This window comes from Gloeothece verrucosa PCC 7822, from assembly GCF_000147335.1.
Classification (GTDB): Bacteria; Cyanobacteriota; Cyanobacteriia; order Cyanobacteriales; family Microcystaceae; genus Gloeothece; species Gloeothece verrucosa.
This window is the reverse complement of sequence record NC_014534.1, coordinates 38,352-60,134: the sequence shown is the minus strand read 5'-3', so window position 1 is coordinate 60,134 and position 21,783 is coordinate 38,352. Positions and strand designations below refer to the sequence as shown.

Below are 21,783 nucleotides of genomic sequence, written 5' to 3'. Positions count from 1 at the left end.
GTTTTGAGTTTCTTTCTTAGGGTTTCATCTTGAATTCCAGATAAGAAATTATATTGAGGAAAAGTTGGGTTTTTATTCAGTTCATTTTCAACGAATGCGATTGATTTTATATGATCAGTCCAAGGTTTGCCTGCAATATCATCATTGGACATATAGACTGCAAAAGCTCCCTCAGCCTTCTCAATGGGTTCTCCAAATTGGCGCCAAACAACAACTTTCCACACATAAGAAGGAACATTGATGCTTTGGGGCTTACCTTGGTCATCAATAACATCTATAGAGCCTTTATCTTTTTTAGTGTCATGGCCGCCCGCAAAAATCGTAAAATCTAGATTCGCATTATTAGCCTGTGTTTGAAGATATTTTTCTAGTCCTTTCCAAGGCCCGTTATTATTTTGTTCATGCTGTGGCAGCAAATTTGTTGTTAAGAAGGTTGCAATATAATCTTTCTGTGTTCTAGTTCGGTCCTCTGCGGCAGTCATGTGACCACCTTGGAGATAAAGTTTTCTTTGTCCTGGATCTGGAAGCAAAGTCGGTGTGCTTTCTCTATAATCTTCATCTCTAACTCGATACCAATTCGTGTTCGGCAAATCAGGATCAGGACCAAATTTAGGGCGGTCAAAATCATCATCACTCAACCAAGATTTATTCACCTCCCAACTAACCCAATTGGCAGTATTTTTCTCGCTATTGTAAGACAAACTGTATTGAGATTTTTCGATCAAATAGTTGGTTTTATAATAGGCCGTATCAGTTCTGGCTTCTGTTGGGTTTCCCAAATGGAACAAATCGCTTTTGAAAAAGATATTATCGAGAAACACCGTCGGCTTAAAGCCAGAGGAATCTTCAAGCTTAAAAGTAAGAGTTACTGGTTTACCTCGAAGCTCGGACGAAACATTAATGTTAAAGGTTTCAAAACGTCCTAAACCAATACCATATCCTATTTTCCATTGATCTGTTTCGTATGCTCCCATAGTTTCTTCAGCTTTTTGTAGAAGGATGGTTTTTGTGATTTCCGATCCATCAGTTGAATTTACTGGCTTTAAAGAGACAGTTAATCTTCCGCTTCGATCAATTGAATCTGGTAGTACACTAAGATCAAATCGTAAATCACCCCAATCGGGCACAACAAAAGGATTATGTGTAATAGTGGTTTGGGAAGTATCTCCACCTAATTTTAAACGCCAATTATCAGGAGAAGTTGAAAACTGAACTAAGTTCTTTTGAAGAACATTATTTTGGAAAGACCACCCCGGTATAGTTTGTTGAGAAGGAAAGTAAGCAGTAATTGCCTCAAAATTTCCATTAAATAAGGTAGGAATTGTATAATCACCTTTGACTTTCTCGCCTTGTTGGCTATTAACATTTGTGTTATCGTAGCTAACTGGTGTACGTTCAACAGTTGATTGAGGGCGTTTGTCTTTACCACCGCCGAGAATTGAATAAAACCAACCTGTTCCTATACCTTCCCAAGGAGCTTGGGGGTCTCCATGCTTAAAAGGTGTATTTAGATAGTCAGGAGCGTACCAAGTTGGTGCTGTGGGTTGACCGAAAGCATTTAAAGACAAATCTCCCAATCTACGATAGATTAACTCGCTGTTTGATGCAAAAGTAGTTTGACTAAGATTAGACGTGCCAGAATACCATCCTAGTGATCGTTGGTGAGATTTAGTAGTCCGATCCTCGTCGGTAAACCCAATACGGCTTTCAGACTTGTTGACCTCTCCTAAAAGAATGTTCATGTCTGCACCTTTAAGTTCTAGACCTGAAAAATCAAGTTTTTGACGAGATGCTTGATCTTTTAATTTTTCAGGTATAGAAGTTACCTTCTGATAATAGTTGTCTGCAAAAGTTACATTTTCCCAAATTTTAACATCTGGATCGAATAAATTTCGTTTTTGAATAATAGTTTGTGTGGGATCGAAAGCATCTATTGTGGTCATCTGAAGATCGAGTTTTCCAATTTCTTTACCATAAACATTAGGGTAAAAAGTTCCAATACGCTGGATGATTTCGCTGTTAATTGTTGCACCTTGACCAACACCAACAAAATGTAATGGAGATTTAAAAATAGCTCCCTCAGTTCGAATAAGTTTTCCTTCTGAATTGTAGGGTTGGTTGCTATTGCCTATACGACCACCAAAAGATAGATCCAATTGAACTAGGGAGGCAAAGAGAGTATCAGCTTTAGCTTCAGCAAAACCACTATTCCAATCTGTTCCTGTTTGATAATCCCAACCAGCAATTAATATTAAAGGTTTACCCTTTATGTCTTCATTTTTAGGAAGAGTGTAATCTTTTTGAAACCCATTTTTGCGATACCATTTCCCCTCTTTTTCGTCGTAGTACATCACAAATCCTTGACCGACTTGAGCTAAATATTCAGCCGTAGATTCAAATTGACTATCAATTTTATCGCCATCTGTAATCTCTAGTCCGCGAGTCAACATAGTGATACTACTGAAAGGGGTAGAAGTTGAAGCAAACGGAGTTTCAAATTTAGCCGCTTTCTGAGGAGTTATCTGTTGTCCATCACCAGTAGTTAAGCGAACAGTCCAATAATAAGTTTGACCCGCCGTCAAAATACGGTCACTAGGCAATTGAAACTGAGTATTTGAACCCGGTTGACTTCCACCCGCCCAAGTCCAAACTCCATTGCTCCACGTAGCTGTTAAAATTCGATTGGGGTTAGCATCTCCATTAGAAGATATTGCTTTTACTCCCTCCCATCGCTCTTCTGGCAGTAAACCATAACCTTTATCAAATACACTGACAAAAAGCTCAACTTTACCAATTTGTAAATCTTCTGGGGCACAATTTGGCCGCCCCTTAAAATCCCAGATAAAAGTGGGACGCAGTAACTTATCTTTTTCCGACTCTGAAACAACCCCATCGGGAACAGGAGCAAGTAGATTAATGACAGAAGTGGAAAAAGTCGTTGCTAACCCCTGATTATTGAAAAAACCGCCTAAAGGAGCCGTTTTAGACCCTTCGGGAACTCCAAAGTTCGAGGTATTAGAAATCAAAGATTCTTGGACAAGCTGATAATCTGAAGCCACACTAATTGAAGGATTAATATTATCAATCGGAACATATTTCAGATCTTCAAAAGTAACTTCTCGTTTTGTCTCCTTCAAAAAGATAGGAGAACCCACACCTCTTTTTAAATGATCTATATAAAAAGTCTCTGTTCCATTTTCTAACCCTTCAATCGTCTCAATAATTTCAGAGACATTAAAAGCCAAGGTACTACCGATACCTGGATAAGTAGCATAAAGAAAATCATCACGATGGGCAAGCTCTAGCTCCATTGTGTATCCATTAGGAATAGGTCGAGTTGCCGCAACTAATCGCGGATTAGAACCCAAGGGATCTACAATAATGCCAATATTACTACCCGCTTTGGGATCATCAATACTAGGAATACCTTGCCCAAAATTACGGCTGTTACGAGCAGAAACAAAGGCGTATTTTCCATCACGGGTGATAGTGACATCAACCGCTTCATTAACATCAAAATAATCTAATTCTTGTCCCAAATTCAAGCTTACATATTTGGGAGAATCAACCGTAAAATTTGTTGGCTCATCATTAAGAATTGAAAGAATGCCAATGCCTTTATTATCGTTATCTCGATTGGTAAAAATCATTTTGTGGGGATCCGGAGTTGAAGCAATCCCATACACCCCTCGCTCAACACTAATCACATCAATAACGGAGTGCCACGTACCGGTAGATTTATATTGGTCTTCTAAGTCAATATTAACAACAATAATCTTCCCGCCATTTGATTGAGAATTACCAGAAACCGTGGCAAAAAGACGACGACCATCGCTGCTAATCGCTAACTTAGCAATTGGGCTAGTAATTTCATCAAGTTGAATCGTTTGAACGTGCTGATTATAAAACGGAGAATAAATATTTGTATCTATAACATAAATACTTGCCGTCCGGCGATCGCCAATATAGGCATACTTATCCTGAAAACCTACCACAATTGAGGAAGGCATAGCACTAGAATTTTTAAGCTTAATCGGATTTATCCCAGCTAGATCAAAATCGGTATCCAACTGTCGCAATCCTTGTACGTCGACTACAGCGACTTGAGCAGATAGCTCTAAGGGGACATAGGCGCGAGCCCCATTTTTAGTAATAGCCAAATGTCTTGGACTATCTTGAATTCCTTCTGTTCCCACAGGTACACTAGCGATAACCAAATCTTGACTATTAGTATTCTCAATAACTTCTAAAGGATTGAGAGCATTCAAAAAAGTGACTTCATCACGACCGACTTGGGGGGTTAGAGCTAATCCTACTTTACAGGGGATAGGAATTACAACAGTTTTGCTTTCTCTTTCGGTTTCTGGTAAATTACTGGCACGATTTTTTACAGAAACTTCGGTTTGATCTCCTAAAGCCAGAACTGTAGAAGTTACAGCAATCTTTTCTAAAGTGCTGCGTTCTTTAATAATAGTGCCTTTGAAAATCTGATTACCGGCTTTGAAGTTGACTTCTAGGTCGTCAATAGTTGTGCCAAATCGACTTCCCTCTAAGTAGATAACTCGTCCATATTGAGAATCAGTTTCTAAGCTAACTTTTTCAATATTTTGTCTGAAGCTAGTCAATGTTGGGGTAGGTAATTCAACAGTTAAGGTGGGAACACCAGACGGATTGATTTGAATACCTGTTGTGGTACTAACTGGTAAACCGTATTTGGGTATTCCTATGATTTCTAATGATTGATTATGATAAAGTTTTAAACTTAAGTAGGCCATTAGTGGTAATAATAGTCCAAAACTGGTTAGTGAAGTAGCTACTAACCCAACAGAACCTACTCTCATGGCCATGGAAGTAAAAGATGTGGCGGCCGATTCGTTGATTACGGAAGTTTGAACCTGGGAAGCTAAAACTTGTGAATTTGAAAAAGCCAGTTTATCGGTTGTGGTAAAAACACCATAAAATCCACTGGTGGTTAGTCCTGCAAACGGTGGTGAAGTTGTGCGAATTTTGCCATCTGAACCTACTATTCCTGACTCTTCAATTAGCCAAGTTGGCGACGTTGATGTAGTTGTTGAGTTAGGCAATTCTCCTAATCTTACGAAAAGCACTTCTGTCCCTGGAGCGAGTTGAGAGAGAGCGGGAATGGCTACCTGTGCAGGAACATCTAAGCGTTCTTGTTCAAAATTAAGATGAAAAGCACCTGCAACAGAAAAGTAATCAGGAATAGGTAAACTGAAATCTTCAGGTTTTAAGGGCGTAATACTTACATTTTGCTCTTCATCTAAAGCACCTGGAGCAATCGTAATTATTGACCCATCTAAGCCTTGTACTACACCCCCATCGACTCCAACGGAGGCAGACCCTGTTCCTAAAGGTGCTTCTACCAATACGGGAATAACTTTTTCCGAGGCTCCATAGACAACGGTGACATTGGCCAAACCTTCTTCTTTAACGCTAATTAAACCATTAGAATTAACTTGCAAAACTGTTGGATTACTAACAAAATATCGAGTATTCGGTAAACCTGCCTGGACGTGATTTAATGTAGGATGCTCATTGATTCCTACTAATATTTGGCGTGTCATCCCTTTAGTAAGAGTTACGGCCTGTGGGTAAATTCCTAAACCATAATCTTCAGCTAAAGCAATATTAAACTCAGTATCATTACTCGGTGCAAGAATATTCCCCACCCTTGAAGCGGTTACCGCCTGTATCCCACCCCTAGACGCACTAAAAATAGTCGTCCCATCGGTTAACCCCTTAACCCATCCCGTCGAAGAAATAGACGCAACTGACGATGATTCCGACTTCCACGTTAAATAATCTCCCGACAAGATGACATCTTGCTGGTCGGCAAAATCCCCAACCGCCACCAACTGCATCCTTTCTCCGGTTTTCAAACGAGGATTTCGTTCAACAAAATCTAAATTAATCAACGGCGCATCACTCACCTTAACTGTAATCGTTGCCGGACTACTAGAACTAAACCCATCATCCGCTATTAACTCAAAAATAGCTGTTCCCGTATAACCTTTATTAGGTCTAAATAAAGCCGTTTTCCCCTCCGACGTTAAAATTACCGTTCCATTAACCGGATTAACAGCGCGATAAAAAATCTCATCTCCTTCCGCATCCGTCGCCAAACCTTTCAAGGAAATACTAACACTTAAATCTTCATGAGTGAGAACATTCGTTGACTTAACAACCGGTGCCTTATTCGCACTAAACCCATAATTACTCCCTAATATCTGCACATCAATCCCATTAATCAACCCATCTCGATTAAAATCAAATTTAGTCTCGTAAATTCCCTTTTTAATCGCCTCATTCAATAACTGACTATCAACCCCATTAACTTCCCCATCAGCATTTACATCCCCAGCAACCCTCAACCTCAACTGATAATTACCCTCTCCCGTAACCGACAGTAAATTCAACCCTTCATCGGAAAGAGAAAACAAACCAAACGTGCTATTACTTGTAGTTTTTGAAGCCACTAAAGTGCCTTTTTGTAGTACCGGTAAACCGTTAACTCCCTGTACCTCAACCCCTAATAAAACCCTTCCTGTCGCCGTAGAACGTAACTCGGACTCTCGTAAATTAAAATTATAATAATCCGTCTGACCTGAAGTTAAATTCTCACTAATATTAGAAGAGATAAATTTAACCGCGCCTCCCAAATCACCCGTAACCGAAGACACCACAGGCGTAGTTTGATAGGAAATAACCTTACCCTCTTCTCCAGCAATTAAAGTCAACCCATCTTTTGAATAACCCAAATTAGTTCTCTGACCCGTTGACAAATTTCGCACTCTCATCAACTGTCCTGACGAATTATAATCATAAACAAGCGTTGTCCCATCAGGAGCAGCAATTCGTGTCAATCGTCCTGCATCATCTTGAACAAAACTGACAAACTCCCCACTTGAACTCAAGATTCCGCTATCGCTGAAAAACAGACGAGTACCATTAACCGTAACTTGTTCAGTCACTCGCCCTCTTGCATCCATGCGATATACAGTTCCATCGGTGGCGGTTAACTTGTAGGCAGATGCTTGATAAGGTTGACCCGTATAAAGGTCATAAAAACTAGAGAGTGCTTTAGTTAATAATACCTTTTCCGACTCTATAGTCCAATTAACACCTGTATCCGCAACCCATGCGGGGGTGTAATAGGTTACTCCAGTAATCTCTTGTTTAATGGGTGCAAAAGTAAACCCGACTCTTTCCCCTGTGGGTAAGGTTAAATACAAGCGCGTTCCACTTTCAATCCCCGTTGTTACATTGCTACTGAGATCAAAATCTCGATTCGCCAATTGCCACCCCTGACCAAAACTTCCCTCCTCATCCAAGAACAAAGAATTATAACTCCGCACTAAATTGAGGGTTGTTCCTGCCAAAGAAACTGATAAATCTGTCACCCTATTACTGTAATTATTTTTGTGAGAACTATTGACTTCTAGGGCAACTTGTGTATCAGCCGTTCTCCCCTTAATATCCGTTGCACTCAACCGTAGATGATAAAACCCATTCGCCAACTGAGTCGGGTTAAGCTGAGTTAACATACCTCCTGTTATCGTTCCCTGTCCCTCGAAGAGAGTGCGGAAATCATTCTCCCCGAAATCGGATATTGACAGCACCCATTTGTCGAGGTTTGTATCCGCGACAGTCCCCACAATATCAGTGATAGAACTAATAATACTACTTCCTGTCCCTGGCGCAAAAGCCACTATCGGCGCATCGCTATCAGCTACATCTCGCACTTTCAACACGGTTGAGGTTTGACCGACTCGTCCGGCAGCATCCGTAGCTGTCGCCACAAGATTAAAACGTCCCGAAGTGGAGGGAGTAAAAGAGGCACGGTTGAAAGAATCCAAAACTAAAGCTTTTCCATCAACAGTTAACGTTAACCCCTTAATATCGGTAAAATTATCGGCAACAGCACTAATAATCACCTTCTGTCCTGGGATAACCGGAAAACCTGGGGTAACATCAAGGGTAACTGTCGGTAAAGTAGGGACGGTTTCCACTCGAATTAGTGCATTTTGAGTTGTCGTCGCCAACCCATCGGAGACTCCATAGATAATTAAATAATCTCCTACCTGTCCTGGCGTTGGGGTAAAACTAATGGTTCCGGTTTGTGAGTTAAGAGTAGCACCTTCTGGAAGATATTTAGCACTATAAATTAAATTATCCCCATCAGCATCTGTTGCAGCTATTTGATAGGTTAAAGTTTCTCCTAATGCTACAATTTGGGGAGAAACCGTTAAAACGGGATTACGATTGACATTTTTAATATTAATAATAACTGAACGAGTATCGGTTGCCCCTTTAGCATCCGTGGCGGTAAAGTTTAAAACGTAATTTCCCGCTTGCGAGTAATTCGGTTTCCAGCTAAATTTCCCTGTTAAAGCATCTAGTGAAGCACCCGTTGGTAGAGGAGACGTACTCGAATAAAAAATTGGGTCATTATCAATATCTCCGGCACTTAAAGAAAAAGAAATTTCAACATTTTCCCGTCCAGATTGAGGAGTAATGGGCGTTAAAATGGGAGCGCGATTGGTATTATTAACATTAATAGAAAAGGTTCGGGTCGCGCTCAAATTTCCATCGCTAACGGTCAGTTGAATATTATTATAAATTCCTGCCGAGAAATAATCGAGTTTCCAAGTTAACGTTCCCGTCGTGGGATTTAGAACCGCACCCGATGGTAAATTGGTGGCATTATAAATTAGAGTATCCCCATCAATATCTGTTCCAAGGGGCGTGAAGGTTAAAGTTTCTCCCTCAGCTACGGTTAAGTTATTAATGGGATTTAATATCGGTGCAGAATTGTTATTTCGGACTATTAAATTAAAGGTTTGTTCGGTGGATAAAATATTACTTAAATTTCCCGTTCCACTATCACTAACTTTAAGGGTAACGGAATGATTGCCAAGATTCGACGAAGTCGGAGTCCAGTTAAAAAGTGCTTGTCCGTAAATATTGGTAGGTGTTAAAGTCGCACCTGGAGGTAAATTAATCGAACTAAAACTGAGAGTTTCTTGATTGAAATCATCAGCCAAAACTGTAAATTCTAGAGGTGTTCCGACAACCGCTACCTTATCCCCAATAAATTTAATCTGTGGCGGTTCATTGGAAGAAACAACGGAAACAATAAAAGAATAATCATCTTCACTCTGATTATCACTCGCTTTTAAAGTAATCGTCGAATTGCCAACATCACCAATACCAGGAGTTAAAGTTAATTTACCCGTCCCATTCCCATTATCAATAAAACTTGCCCATGAAGGAAGGTCATAACCCGGTAATCCGGTGGCACTTAAAGTAATAGAATCTCCATCTAAATCGGTTGCAGCTATATTAAGGTTTAAAACTTGACCCCGTTGTACAGTTTGATTAGATACTTCAACAATTGTAGGAGTACGGTTAACATTACTCACAGTAATGGGAACAGTAATGCTACTGGTAATAGGAGTTAACCCATTTCCGTCATCAGTAGCACTAAAGGTAACATTATAAGTTCCTGCTGAAGTAAAAGAGGGTTTCCAACTAAAAATAGCTGTGTCAGCATCAAAAGTCGCCCTTTCAGGTAAATTAGAAACGGTATAAGTAACCGTCGGTTGACTGCCTTCAAGGGGGGTTAATTGTCCGTTTGATAAACGATTTGGTAGGATAAAACCTGGATTATCCGGGTCAAAAGCAAACGCTTGAAAACGTAAGGTTTGCCCTTCTGCAATCGTCCAATTATCTAACTTATCGAAAACGGGGGCAGCATTAACATTATTAACCGTAATTAAAGCGGTTTTAGTAGTAGTTAACTCCCCATCACTAACTGTAAAAGGAATGTTATAAACCCCTGCGGCAAAATAACTGGGTGTCCATTCAAATACTCCGGTTTTGGGGTCAAGATAACTTCCTGGAGGCAATAAATTACTAGAATAGGTCAGTTGAGTCCCTTCTGGGTCATTTGCTTGTAGTTGAAACCGAATTCTTTCTCCTTCTTGAATACTTTTGGGGGTAGGAGGCAATAAAGTGGGTGCAGTATTAGTGGGTGCAATAATAAAAGTGGTTGCTTTTTGAACTTGTTCGATTCCATCACTGACAATAAAGGTAACATCTTTATAAGTTCCTGCTGTTGTCGGTGTCCAGGTTAGAACTTGGGTAATGGGGTCAAAAATCGCCCCACCTGGAAGATTATTCGCCCAAACTTGCAACACATCCCCGTCTGTATCTGTGACATTAATGGGTAATTCGATTTTTTGTCCTTGTTTCCCTTTAATCTCACTCGCTAAAGAGTTAAAGACGGGTTGATGATTTCCTCCAGTAACATCAATGCTAAAGGTTTGGGTAGTCCTAGCACCACGACTATCATAAACTTGTAGAATAACGTCGGTTTTTATGGGGGTAGTGGCGGTTGGTGTCCAAGTCATTAATCCCTGTTGGTTAATACTCATTCCTTCTGGGGCAGAATAAAGTAGATAACCGATAACGCTTCCATCGGGGTCAGTTGCCGAAAGTTGATAACTCCAAGATTGACCGACGGTTGCTTTTCGATTGGGAGTAGAAGTGATGATGGGTGCAATGTTGTTATAACGTAAGGTATAGATTGCCGGTTCAAAGTCCAGTTTGAGAGAACTGGGATTATATACCGTAAGGGTGTAACCGGTAATCGATTGATTGGGATGTAAGCGCCCATCGGGAAGGGTATTACTTAAGTCAACCAAAAGGGCACTGTTATCATTATTATTGGTTGAAGAGGTTAACCCTTGTAGAAGTAAGGCTAGGGGTAATTGTAGGTCGTAATTGGTTTTATTGGTCAGGGAGACATCAAAAGAGATGGTTTTATTGCCTCGATGGGAACGGGTATTAGTAAACTGGAGGTCAACGAAGGGGGAGAAATCAGATATAGCGGTAAAGGCGACGGTGTAATCGTCTTTCATGGCCACTCCCGCCGCACTTTTGAGATTATTATCGACTTTTAGAGTGTATTGGTCAGGATTAAGGGCATTATAGGATAAAAATGCGGTGCGAGTCGCTGCGTCGTAACGGACAGAATGGGGATTAATCGAATGATTGGCATCATCGATAAGGGAAAAATTACTCCGATTAAGTACCGAGAACATTTCTGTCCCCTCTCCCACATACATATCAGAATCAAAAGTAACCGTTAACACCCCTTTCGGTAACGCCACCAAATCATTAGAGACAGGATTGGTAAAACTGATACGAGGTGATAAAAGTGGCGAAAATACATCAATTTGATTTGATTGACTGATTAAAAGGCGGCCATCTTTTGTCGTTTCAATATTATCTCCCCGACTACCCCCTTGGGCAACCTTAATCGACTGACGGGTAGCTAAATCGACCATCAATAACTCCCCACTGTTAGAAGAGACAAATAACAATCCCTCTAATGCTGTTCCTTTCTTTCCAAACGCTAACGAATCAACGGGAAGGTCGAACTTCAACATCAATTCGGGTTTACCATTGGCATCGAAGCGAACAATTTCCCCCCTATCCGGCCAACGCGCCGCCCACAAACTCCCATCGGGGGCAAAGGCTAAATTTCCCACCCGTAAATCACTCAAATGAGTGAAAGTTTCTTTAATCGGGTCAAATACTTCTATTCCCCTGCCCGAAGTTACATATATCAATCCCGTTGTTGAGTTAATCGCTAACGATTGAGTTAAACCATCTCCGTAGCTGCTAACAATCTTACCCGTAGTTGGATTTAATCGAAGTAATGCACCTCCCCCCGTTGTCGCCCAAAGACTGCCATTTTCATCTAAAGCTAAGTCGAATATCGGAGTGGATAACTGGGATAACAATTGTTTTTCCCCATTGGTTGCCCCAGTTGGGGGAATATGGAACAGAGACCCCCGATTACTTCCTCCACTGGCAATCACTGACCCATCTTCCAAAGTAACAATCGCCATTGGTCCAATATTCGCCCCACTCGACGGAATACCAGTAACAAAAGCTGAGGCAGTAAAAGGACGTAAAATCTGGCCAAATTCACTCGGTTTCGTCGTCGTTTGGGCATTGGGAATCGCTTTAGTGGCTTCAATAAATAGAGGATTGGTAGAAATTGTCGCCGTTGGAGGTGATGCCGGTTTAATAACGGGTTCTGTAGTTTGACCTACGGTGGGTAACGTCCCTAAATTCACCTTATACCCATCATCGGGAACGGTAATACCTGACGGTTTTTCTGTATTACCAGCATTATCGGTAGCTATTGCTAAAAATTCATAATGATGACCCGCAAGTCCTTCAAAAACGCCCTCAGTCTCCGTCGAGAAGCGCTTCCAGACGGTAAAATTGCCCCCGTTATCCGACACATAAACGGTAATATGCTTGACACCAGACCCATTATTATCATCAGTTGCACTCCATTTAAGATGATAATCAGACCCTCCAGGAACTAATGGAGTGGCGGTTAATGTTGTTGTGGGGGCTTGACTATCAATGACATTTTGTAGGGTGCTAGTATCTATCGGTGCGCTAGTATTATACAGAATTCGGGCGCTGCTGGTTATTTGGGTTCCTGTCGTCACATCAGAATCCGGTAACACTGTGTAGGTAACAAAACCCGCGCCGGCTCCCGTGCTATCATTAGGAGCTAATAACCCTTTATTGATATCGGTAATCACTTCTCCGGTTTTTGGGTCAATCGCTTGTAACAACCATGTTGCTGTGTTAGATAAGATATCTAATCCAGCATTGACTCTGAGGATAAACCCTTTGCTTTGACGGAAATCAAAATCACCGCTAAACGTGGTGCGGTCATTGGGGATATGAAGTGAAATATCTCCCAATTGTAAATCCCCAAGGCGGAAGGAACGAGGGTCTAAATCAGAATCGAGTTGAGTGACGATGCGGATTTCTCCCACATGACGATTAGTTTGTGGGGAATTTTCAAACTGAATGGTGTAAGGTAAAGCTTGACTTGTGGGAATAAATCCCTGTTGAGATACCCCTACTGGACCAATTAACCTGCCCAATTCTCCTATCGTTCCATCGGGAGTGAAAAAGCGGTTAAAATTGGGGGGAGGAACCGTCGCCCCGGCAGGTAAGTCCACCCTCGCCTTTCCATAGGGAACGTATATGTTAAAGGTTTCAAAATGGGTGGGACTAGATAATCCTAAATTGTAATTAGAAGCCGAAGGAAGTTCCGTTGACCCAATTAAATTGGGGTTATCCCCGTACCACGTGCGAATTTTGCTAAAAAAGCTAATTAAATTGCCATCAGTTAAAATTTGTTCCCCATTTGCCCCCAAAAGTATCCCTGTTGCTAAAGTGGACATCAAACTCGTGACTAGGGGGTTAGTTCTTATCGGTGGCGCTTCATCTTCATCTCGTAACAGTCCCGCTTCTTCTAAAGCGGCTAGATAAGCAGTCGTCCAGGTATCTTTATCAGCCGCTAAATTTTTCAAGACAATTGAGGTCGTTGCATCTTTAAGAATACCCGTCCGCAGTCGTAAAGCTTCTGCGGTTTGAGTCGTGATGAATTCAGAGCGAGTCAGGGCGGTAGCTGAAGCGAGGATGTTAAACTTGAAAGCAATCGAACCATGTTCATCCGGCAGCAACTCTTTGAAAGCATCGGGTTGTAAGGCCAGCAGTTGAGTTAACCCTGGATAGGTTTGTATATTGAAGGTACTTCCTGTGGTGGTAGTAGTGGGGAGGTCAAATACATATCCTGGGGCTAAATTAACTCCATTAGTATTAATATTACTGATTAAACTCGCCCAAGGAAGATTAGCCGGGGTATTGGGAGGTTGACCTCGCAAATTAGAGGTTAATTGAAGATAAGGCAGCTTGTTAATTCCTGCCGCCTGGGTAACCGTTGAGTTGAATAATCCATAAACAAAATCATTATTCCCTAATTCTGGTACACCAAACTGAAAGTGAACATAGGGAGTATCGATGTTGGTGAGACTGGTAACGGATAAACCGTAAGTCCCCGTTCCTCCGGGTGTGATGATTCTCGGTCCTCCCAACCCTACGGTTACGTCAGGTTCAATCGTTCTTTCTACCAAATAGCGATAGGGAACAATGGCACTTGACCCGTCGGGATTAGTAACTTTAACATCATACAATCCGTGATTCGCATCTCTTAAGTCAAAGATGGCTGTAATTTGGGTGCTGTCAACGACTTTGTAATTGACGGGGGTGTACTCAGCGATGCCGGGACGTATCAGTTTGACAATTGCACCTGGTTTAAACTGCGCCCCTTTAATATTGGTCGTCACATAACGACTATCACCGCCTATATCACTCACCACATCGGTAATGCTAAAAGGTAATACTGAAGCTTTAATAGTGGTAGGGGTCGAATTCCCCCCTAGGGTATGGCGAACTAATATATAATATGTACCCGCCCCTGTTGTGGGGATAATCGCAGAGGGGTCGGCATTTAACTGTCCTGTGTATGCCGCATCATAAACTGTTCCCGTAGGCACATCCCCATAACGTACAAACAGTTCGTTCAAGCTATTATTATCTTGAGAATCTACTTCTATCTTTAATGTTTGTCCGGCTTGAACTTGAAGTTGATAGAGTTTCCAGTCTTTGTCTTTTAGGCTTGTTGTTATGGGTGTATTTAGATGAAGGTCGTCAACGGTAATTGTTAGGGGACTTGCCGATGTGGTGTAATTATTCGCCTCGCCATCTGCTTCATAAATTTGATTATAAATGTCTGGACGTACAATTAGTCGATATTGTCCGGGTTTGAGGGGGACTCCGACCGTTTCTAAGGTTTGTTTATAGGAGTGGTTAGGGGCTAATGTTCCCTCTTTATATTCAACTCGTCCTAATAGTAAATCGTCAATATCCCAAATACTATCGGTGGATAAATAGACCGCATCAGTCCACTTTCCGTTAGCGGCATTAATTCCGGTATTAGTAACAGTCCAGTCGATAGAAATCGAAGACCCTGGTGTTAAAGTGGAGGGAACGGTAATCTCATTAACGACTAAATCTGATGGAGGTGGCAGTTCTAATAATAAAGGTTGCTTGGAGGCAGTTGCATTGTTTCCTTCCCCATTTCCTTCAAAAACTTTTCCCCCTTTAGCTTTAAATTCGGCTGGGTCAGTGATGACAAAAACGTAGAAAGGCCCCGTTAAATAAGTAGGGATGGAGAGGGTTTTGTTAATAGTATAACTATCTAAAGGATTTAAAATCTTATTATTCTGAGGAACAAAATCTAAATAATAATCGGAATTGACATCGAGATATTCATCTCTGGATAAATAAATTAAATCCTGCCAATGGCTTTGAGATATCGGAGTGCTACCTGTTCCTCGATTCGTGACAGTATAAGTTAAGTCAAAGGTTTGACCGATAGTTGCCCGTTCGGGAATGATTATTGAACCCACTTGTAAATCGGGAAACGGTCTTCCTTTAATCGGTAAAGAAATACTCTTTATATTGTTGCCTTCGTCTTTGAATTCGGGCACACGGCTTGAGTTAAAAGGATAATTTCTTTCAAAATAAATTTTGGCGTTGATCGGTGCTACATAAGCCACCTGACTGTCGTTAGCATCGATAATATTGGCATCACTAAAGACCAATAAATAAAAATTTTCTTCGATTCCTTCAGGTAGGGTAATATTGGCACTACCTTGATAAGATTGGCCAATTCCTAACTGATTAGTTCTCTCAAAGCTTCCCAGGTATTGGTCATTCCAATCTAAAGAAGGGTCGCGGGATAAATAGACTCTATCCACCCAATAATTTTCTCTTGTGGCGCGAGTTCCCCTGTTGGTTACTGTCCAAGAAACGGCAATAGTATCCCCAGAATAAGGGGCGGTAGTGGGAACAATTAAATCACTGACCTGTAAATTCGGTTCGCGGTAAGTAACTTGGATTTGTTGGGATGAAAGATTATTAGATGGGTCTTCAAAAACTCGGCTAGTAAACTGTTTTCTGGATTCAGTATTATCGCCACTTTGAGGAATGATTCCTTGAGCGTTTGGGTTAAGATAAATGTAATAATTTCCGTCAATTCCTTTGGGTAAAGTCACCGTTTTTTCTTGGGTCGAACTTTCTCCAGTTTTTAAAGGTTGTGAGAGAGTATAAAGAAAAGACCCCAATTTGGTCGCCCGTTCTTCAATAAAAGTGGGGTCAGGAGAAATCCAAACTTCATCTGACCAATATTTAGTCCCTGACCAAATTTCACCGCCTTTATTTTCTACTGTCCATTTGAGGGTAATGGGTTCACCAGAAAAATTATTTTTAGGAGCAATAATAGATTTGATTGTTAAATCGGCGGGAGTGTTAGTAACATTAGTATTATGACTCAGTTCATTGTTGTTGTTATAAGGTCCTTCCCAAATATTTGTACTCGAATCAGCATTGGTTTTAACAATGATATATTGACCCTTAACCGCAGGGGAAAGAATGACATCAAGGGTATCTGTGTAGCTGTGACCGGCTTGTAAATTACGGGTTTGTTTGACATCTCCTAAGTGCCAAATATTTGCACCTGTAGCATTTAAAGTCGGTTTGTCGGATAAATAAATACTATCTATCCAAGTTTCATTATTAGTCGCACTATTGCCTTGATTTTTCACTGTCCAGGTCACTGAAAAGGGATTTCCTCCCTGTGCTTGGCCGGTGGACGTTATGTTCGTGACGACTAAATCTGAAGGAGGTGTCAGTAAAATGGCTATCGGACGCGCTTTATAGTTATTGTTATCTATTTCATTCGGGTCGTCGGGATTGATGTTTATATCGAGAGTGTTTTCTAAAACGACATCATAAGCATCACTCCAAGCTGTAATGTACCACTCTCCTGAAATTTTTTCCGGTAGGGTAATGCTGATGTCTTTTTCATAATCAGCATTTTTAGCTAAAGACCCCTGATGCGTGATGGTTTTCAGTAAGATATCTTCGGGTTCTTCCTTATAATTAGTAGCAGAAGGTCGATTTCTGTCTTTGGTTAACCAAATTGTATCTGTCCAACTGTCTCGGTCGGTTTCTCCTAAACCTCTATTGGTGACTTTATAGCGTATCTTAATCGTAGAGCCTTCAAAAGCTTCTTGAGGAGCAACGACATTGGATGTTACTAAATCTGATGGCTCTAATCCTATTACGTTTAAGGCAATGGAAGAAGTGTTATTATCTTCGTTAGGAAATTCGTTGATAGTAGAGTCAGCATCAGCCGCAACGATTAAAAAGACTTGACCTCTAAAGCGTTTGGGGATAATGGCTGAAGTTAAACTCCCTTGATAGCTTTCTCCAGGGTTTAACGCAGATTGATTGATTAAGTTTCCTAGCAGTAGGTCGCCACTATCAATTTTTAAATCTGTAGATAAATAAATTTTATCGAACCACTTGGACGTGGTAGCCGCCGTTCCTTGATTGATTACGGTGAAGCTAAGGTCTAGAGTTCCTCCAGCATTTACCGTAGCGGGGGCAGTAATTGAGCTTACTTGGAGGTCAGGGCGGGGTGGTTGACTGATGGTTATGGTACTATCATCTAACGTGCTGTTGTTAGCTGTTGCTCCACCTTCATAAAGCGAATTGCTATTATTGGTCTTGACCAGTATTTGGTAAGATCCATTTAAGGTAGAAGGAAGGGTTATTTGTTCAAGTCGTTGATAGAACTTGCCAGCTTGAAGGGGAGAGTTATAGGAGAATGTGGCGAGTGGAATAGGGTTAGCGTCAGGTTGACCAACTTGAGTGAGGAAGATTGCATCTATCCATTCTCCTGTGGCAACTCCCACTCCGGTATTGGTTACTGTCCAGGTAACATCGATTTTTTGTCCGGCTTGAATTTGCGAGGGTGCTGTGATGGAGGTGACTTGGAGGTCAGGGGATGGGGTCAGTGCTACGTTGATGGGGTTTGAGATAGAACTGTTGTTATTGATGTAAATGAATTCATCGGGTCCTGCGGTTTTAACGACTAGATAATAAGTTCCACTGATGCCGTGAGGAAGAATGATGTTCTCACTTTTGGTATAATTGTTTCCAACGGCTAAAGCCCCCACTCGCTCAAAGCTCAATAATGATTTTATTAGGTTTTGCCCAGTCGGGTCGTTAGATAAGAAAATTTCGTCAGTAAGAGTGTTGGTATTGGTTATTCCTATGCCTGAGTTAGTTACTGTCCAAGATACCGTTAGAGGTTGTCCGCTACTGCCGTTGTTTTGAGTCGTGACGGATGAGACGGTTAAGTCGGCGTAGGGACGGGGAGTGATATCGACAATATTAGAGGCGATGAGGGTATTGTTGCTTTTGAGGCCGTTTTCAAAAACTGCGTTCTGGGCATCGGTTTGAACAAATAGGTGATAACGACCCGTAAAGGCAGGAGGAAGTAAGATACTTTCATTTCTCGTATAAGAACTTCCTACCTGAAGTCCGTCGCTGTAGGTGTATTGTTTGATTACTTTATCATCACTATTGCCTAAAATCTCATCAGTAGAAAGGATAACTTTATCGACCCAACTCGGTTCTAGTCCAATACCTGTTCCTTTATTGGTAACTGTCCAACTGATGTTAAGTGTAGCCCGGTCTGCTACTGTTAAAGTCGGTGCTGTAATTTGTGAAACTTCTAAATCGGCGTAGGGTGCTAAATTAATTTTTATGGGTGATGCAATAAGGTTGTCCTGTTCTCCTATTCCTTCATTAATGCTGTTATCCACATCGCTTTTAAGGAGGATGTAATAATCCCCGTTGAGTTCTCTTGGGAGGGTGAGGTTGATTGAGTTTTCTTGATCGCTATTGGCTGCTAATATTTTTGTGGAGTTAAATTCTTTTAATAACAAGTCAGAAGCGTCATATTGGTTGTCAAGGGAAAGATATATGCGTTCACGCCATCCGTCGAGGGTGGGTGCTTTTCCTCGGTTGCTGGTCGTCCAGGTGAGGGGGATAGTGCTGTTACTGGTTGCTGTGGTGGGTAAGGAGGTTATCGTTGCTATTAAGTCAGGATAAGCAATTTGTATCGTGTTTGATAGGAGAGTATTATTGCTTTCTCCGCTTGGACTTTCAATGAGGGTTTGATCTGCGTCGGTGACAATTAATATTTTATAGTTTCCTTCGGCTATTTCCGGCAGAGTAATTTCTTTTGAAACCGTAGTTTCTTGACTAGCTAGTAAGGGTGAGGTGTGGGAAATGGTGTCGAGGAGAATGCTGTTATTAAGGGTTCCATCTAAGAAGAGGTAAATACGGTCAAACCACCCTGTTGCTGTGCTGGTTCCCGAATTGGTTATCTTATAAGATAGGTTCAGTTTTTGGCGAGGTTGAAAGATTACTTGAGAAGGAATGTTGAGAGCAGAAAGGGTTAGATCAGGGGCGGTAAGTTGAATTTCTTTGACTAGAATATTATTATTTTCGTTGGTTTCGGTTAAAGTTTTATTTTTATCACTAACAAATAAAAGATAGTAATTACCCGTTTCTGTATGGGTAATAATAATATCTTGATTAAGTGTATAATTCTTTTCAGTTCCTAATAAGGCTAAAGAAGATTTTTTCTGGGTTAACAGTCGATCGTTTTCATCCCAGGTTGTATCAACAGAAAGGTAAACTCCATCCTCCCAATTCACACTCATTGCAGTATCGCCGATGTTGCTTACTGTCCAGTTGACCAATGCACTTTCTCCTAAGTTAATCGAAACAGGACTGGTGGCTGTGGTTAGTTTGACATCGGGTTCTAAAATATTATTAATGTTGATGGTAAAGGTTTTAGTGGTATAAAGTAAACCTTGGTCTTGGCTGCGAACTTCTATAGTGTAGCTGGTTTGTTTTTCATAATCTAAATTGGCCTTGGCGGAGACGATTAGTTGATTATTGTTTAGGGCAAAGTTTCCTTGTCCATCATTGATTAATGTGTAGGTATGGGTGTCGTTAAGATCTGGGTCTAGGGTCGATAAATTTCCAATTATCGTACCGGCTGCACTATTTTCGTTGATTGATGTGGCGGATAATATAATATCGCTGGGAACTCGGTTTGGGATTCCATTGCGTATGGTAAATAAAAATCTTCCTGGGTCATTGATGTTGCTGGCTGTTTCTAGTTCCAGCATGGCTTCAGTGCCAGATTGAGGGAGTTCAAAAAAGTTGTTGTTGTTTCCCGCGTTCCATCCGGCTCTGGCATCTCCACGATGCCATTGTATAGTTTCGTAGCGGTATTCAATTGCCCAGTCTCCTTTTTCTAAACCAATTAAACGCAGTTGAAAGGCGTTGGGAGTTGTTCCCCATGAAAATTTTCCGACATCATCCCAGGTAATGGTTATTACTTTGTTTTCGGGAGCCAAATCCCAGTAAACTAAATTTGTTCCTTTGGAGTTGCCTCCGGGTGATGGGGTTAGTGAACCTGCTCGCGTATCAATGTCGGTGAAAAAAGGGGCGATAATTGGATTTTGTGTGTTGTCCGTTAGCGCAAAAGGTATGAAAGTGCTTGATGGCTCATTAAACGTAATATTCCCATTATTATTGATGTAAAACCCTTGGTAAATTTTGCCAAAAAAGTTTAATCCAGACGGGAAAACTGCGGTAATATCGATAAAATCTGTCGAACCATCGTCATTTCTTTCTAAATAATTTTCTCCGAAACCCGCATCTCCTCCCAGTCCATCAATTAAATAATGGCCTGTGGCTAAAGCAATTGCTCCCTTTTGACTCGATGAAGTTTCCCCATTATTCGATGTCACATTGGCGGCAAGGGCATTAACTATTCCAGAATTGCCCAGTAATGAGTCAGTTCCCGTTGCTGGCAACTGTTGAGCAGATGGGGCCCGAATTGATGGGTTAGGTGTTAACCCAACCGTATTTGCTGCCGCGATTTCCAATAAGCTTTCTGGGTTCGCTACAGATAGCATCAAAGAGGGTGAAGAAATTTGATCGCTTAAGAGGTTGGGAACTCCTTGCTGACCTGGTTGCTCAGTTCCCAGTCCGCTCTCAAAAGGTGAAGTGATATTTAAACTTTCCATAATTTCGGTTTTTAAAAGTTATATAAACCCAGAAAATAATTGTTGACTGAAACTTCGCTGTGACAATCTTGAGCGAGATTTTTGTCTTGAAAACCGCTCAACTTTCATCAAGTGTCCTGAATTGGTCATTCGATTGTTAGCAAGCTGAATTTTTACCGGCTCGCACCAGCTAGAGGCATTAAGTTTTCAGTTTTTGGGTTTTTCTTGGAGAAGCTTGTTAAAAACTTCTGTATATATTTTTTTATTTTTAGATTTTTATTCATTCTATTTATCTTAAATAACTTAATTTTTAATAGCTAGATTTTTTAGGAAAAAATTTAAGGAAAATCTCGCTCATAATTTTACTATAAGAAATTTTACTTGTTCATCAGTAAAAACCAGGATTTTTGCCCAGTTTAACTTGATTTAAATTTTAAAAAAGTCTTGGATTACGTCCGTGTTTTTTAAGAAATTGTAAAAGCCATTCTTATTTATTAATTTCTCTAGATTTTTCTTCTCCGTAAAATCCCTTAAAAGTTATCTAAAATAAACAGTAGCTTATCTTTACCAATTTTTTATTCATAAGCTAAAGTTTTTGATAAGTATTGAGCATCAGTCTATTTAAAAGCAACAGCTTGTTTAACTTCTAGTGGCTTTATATCTAGACTGCCCTCAAATGCTGTGAAATATGCGAAAATTTTGTCTCCAAAATTTAGGTCACGAGAGGAAAGGCATGGCTAGGGAGTTCGGGTAGAAGAAATTTGCGCCCCTTTAACTTCTCGTTCGAGCCGCTCAAACCCGAATTTTTTACTCTTTTAAGCCGATTTTTTCGCTCTCATTGGGCGGGAGGGGGAAAAGATTCCCAAACTCCCCA

Annotated in this window: 1 pseudogene; it reads right to left on the bottom strand. The window is 40.9% G+C overall.

The features are described from left to right. Positions 1-44 precede the first annotated feature (44 nt). Positions 45-20,819, bottom strand: a pseudogene (locus CYAN7822_RS30540) (CARDB domain-containing protein); the annotation flags it as partial. Positions 20,820-21,783 lie beyond the last annotated feature (964 nt).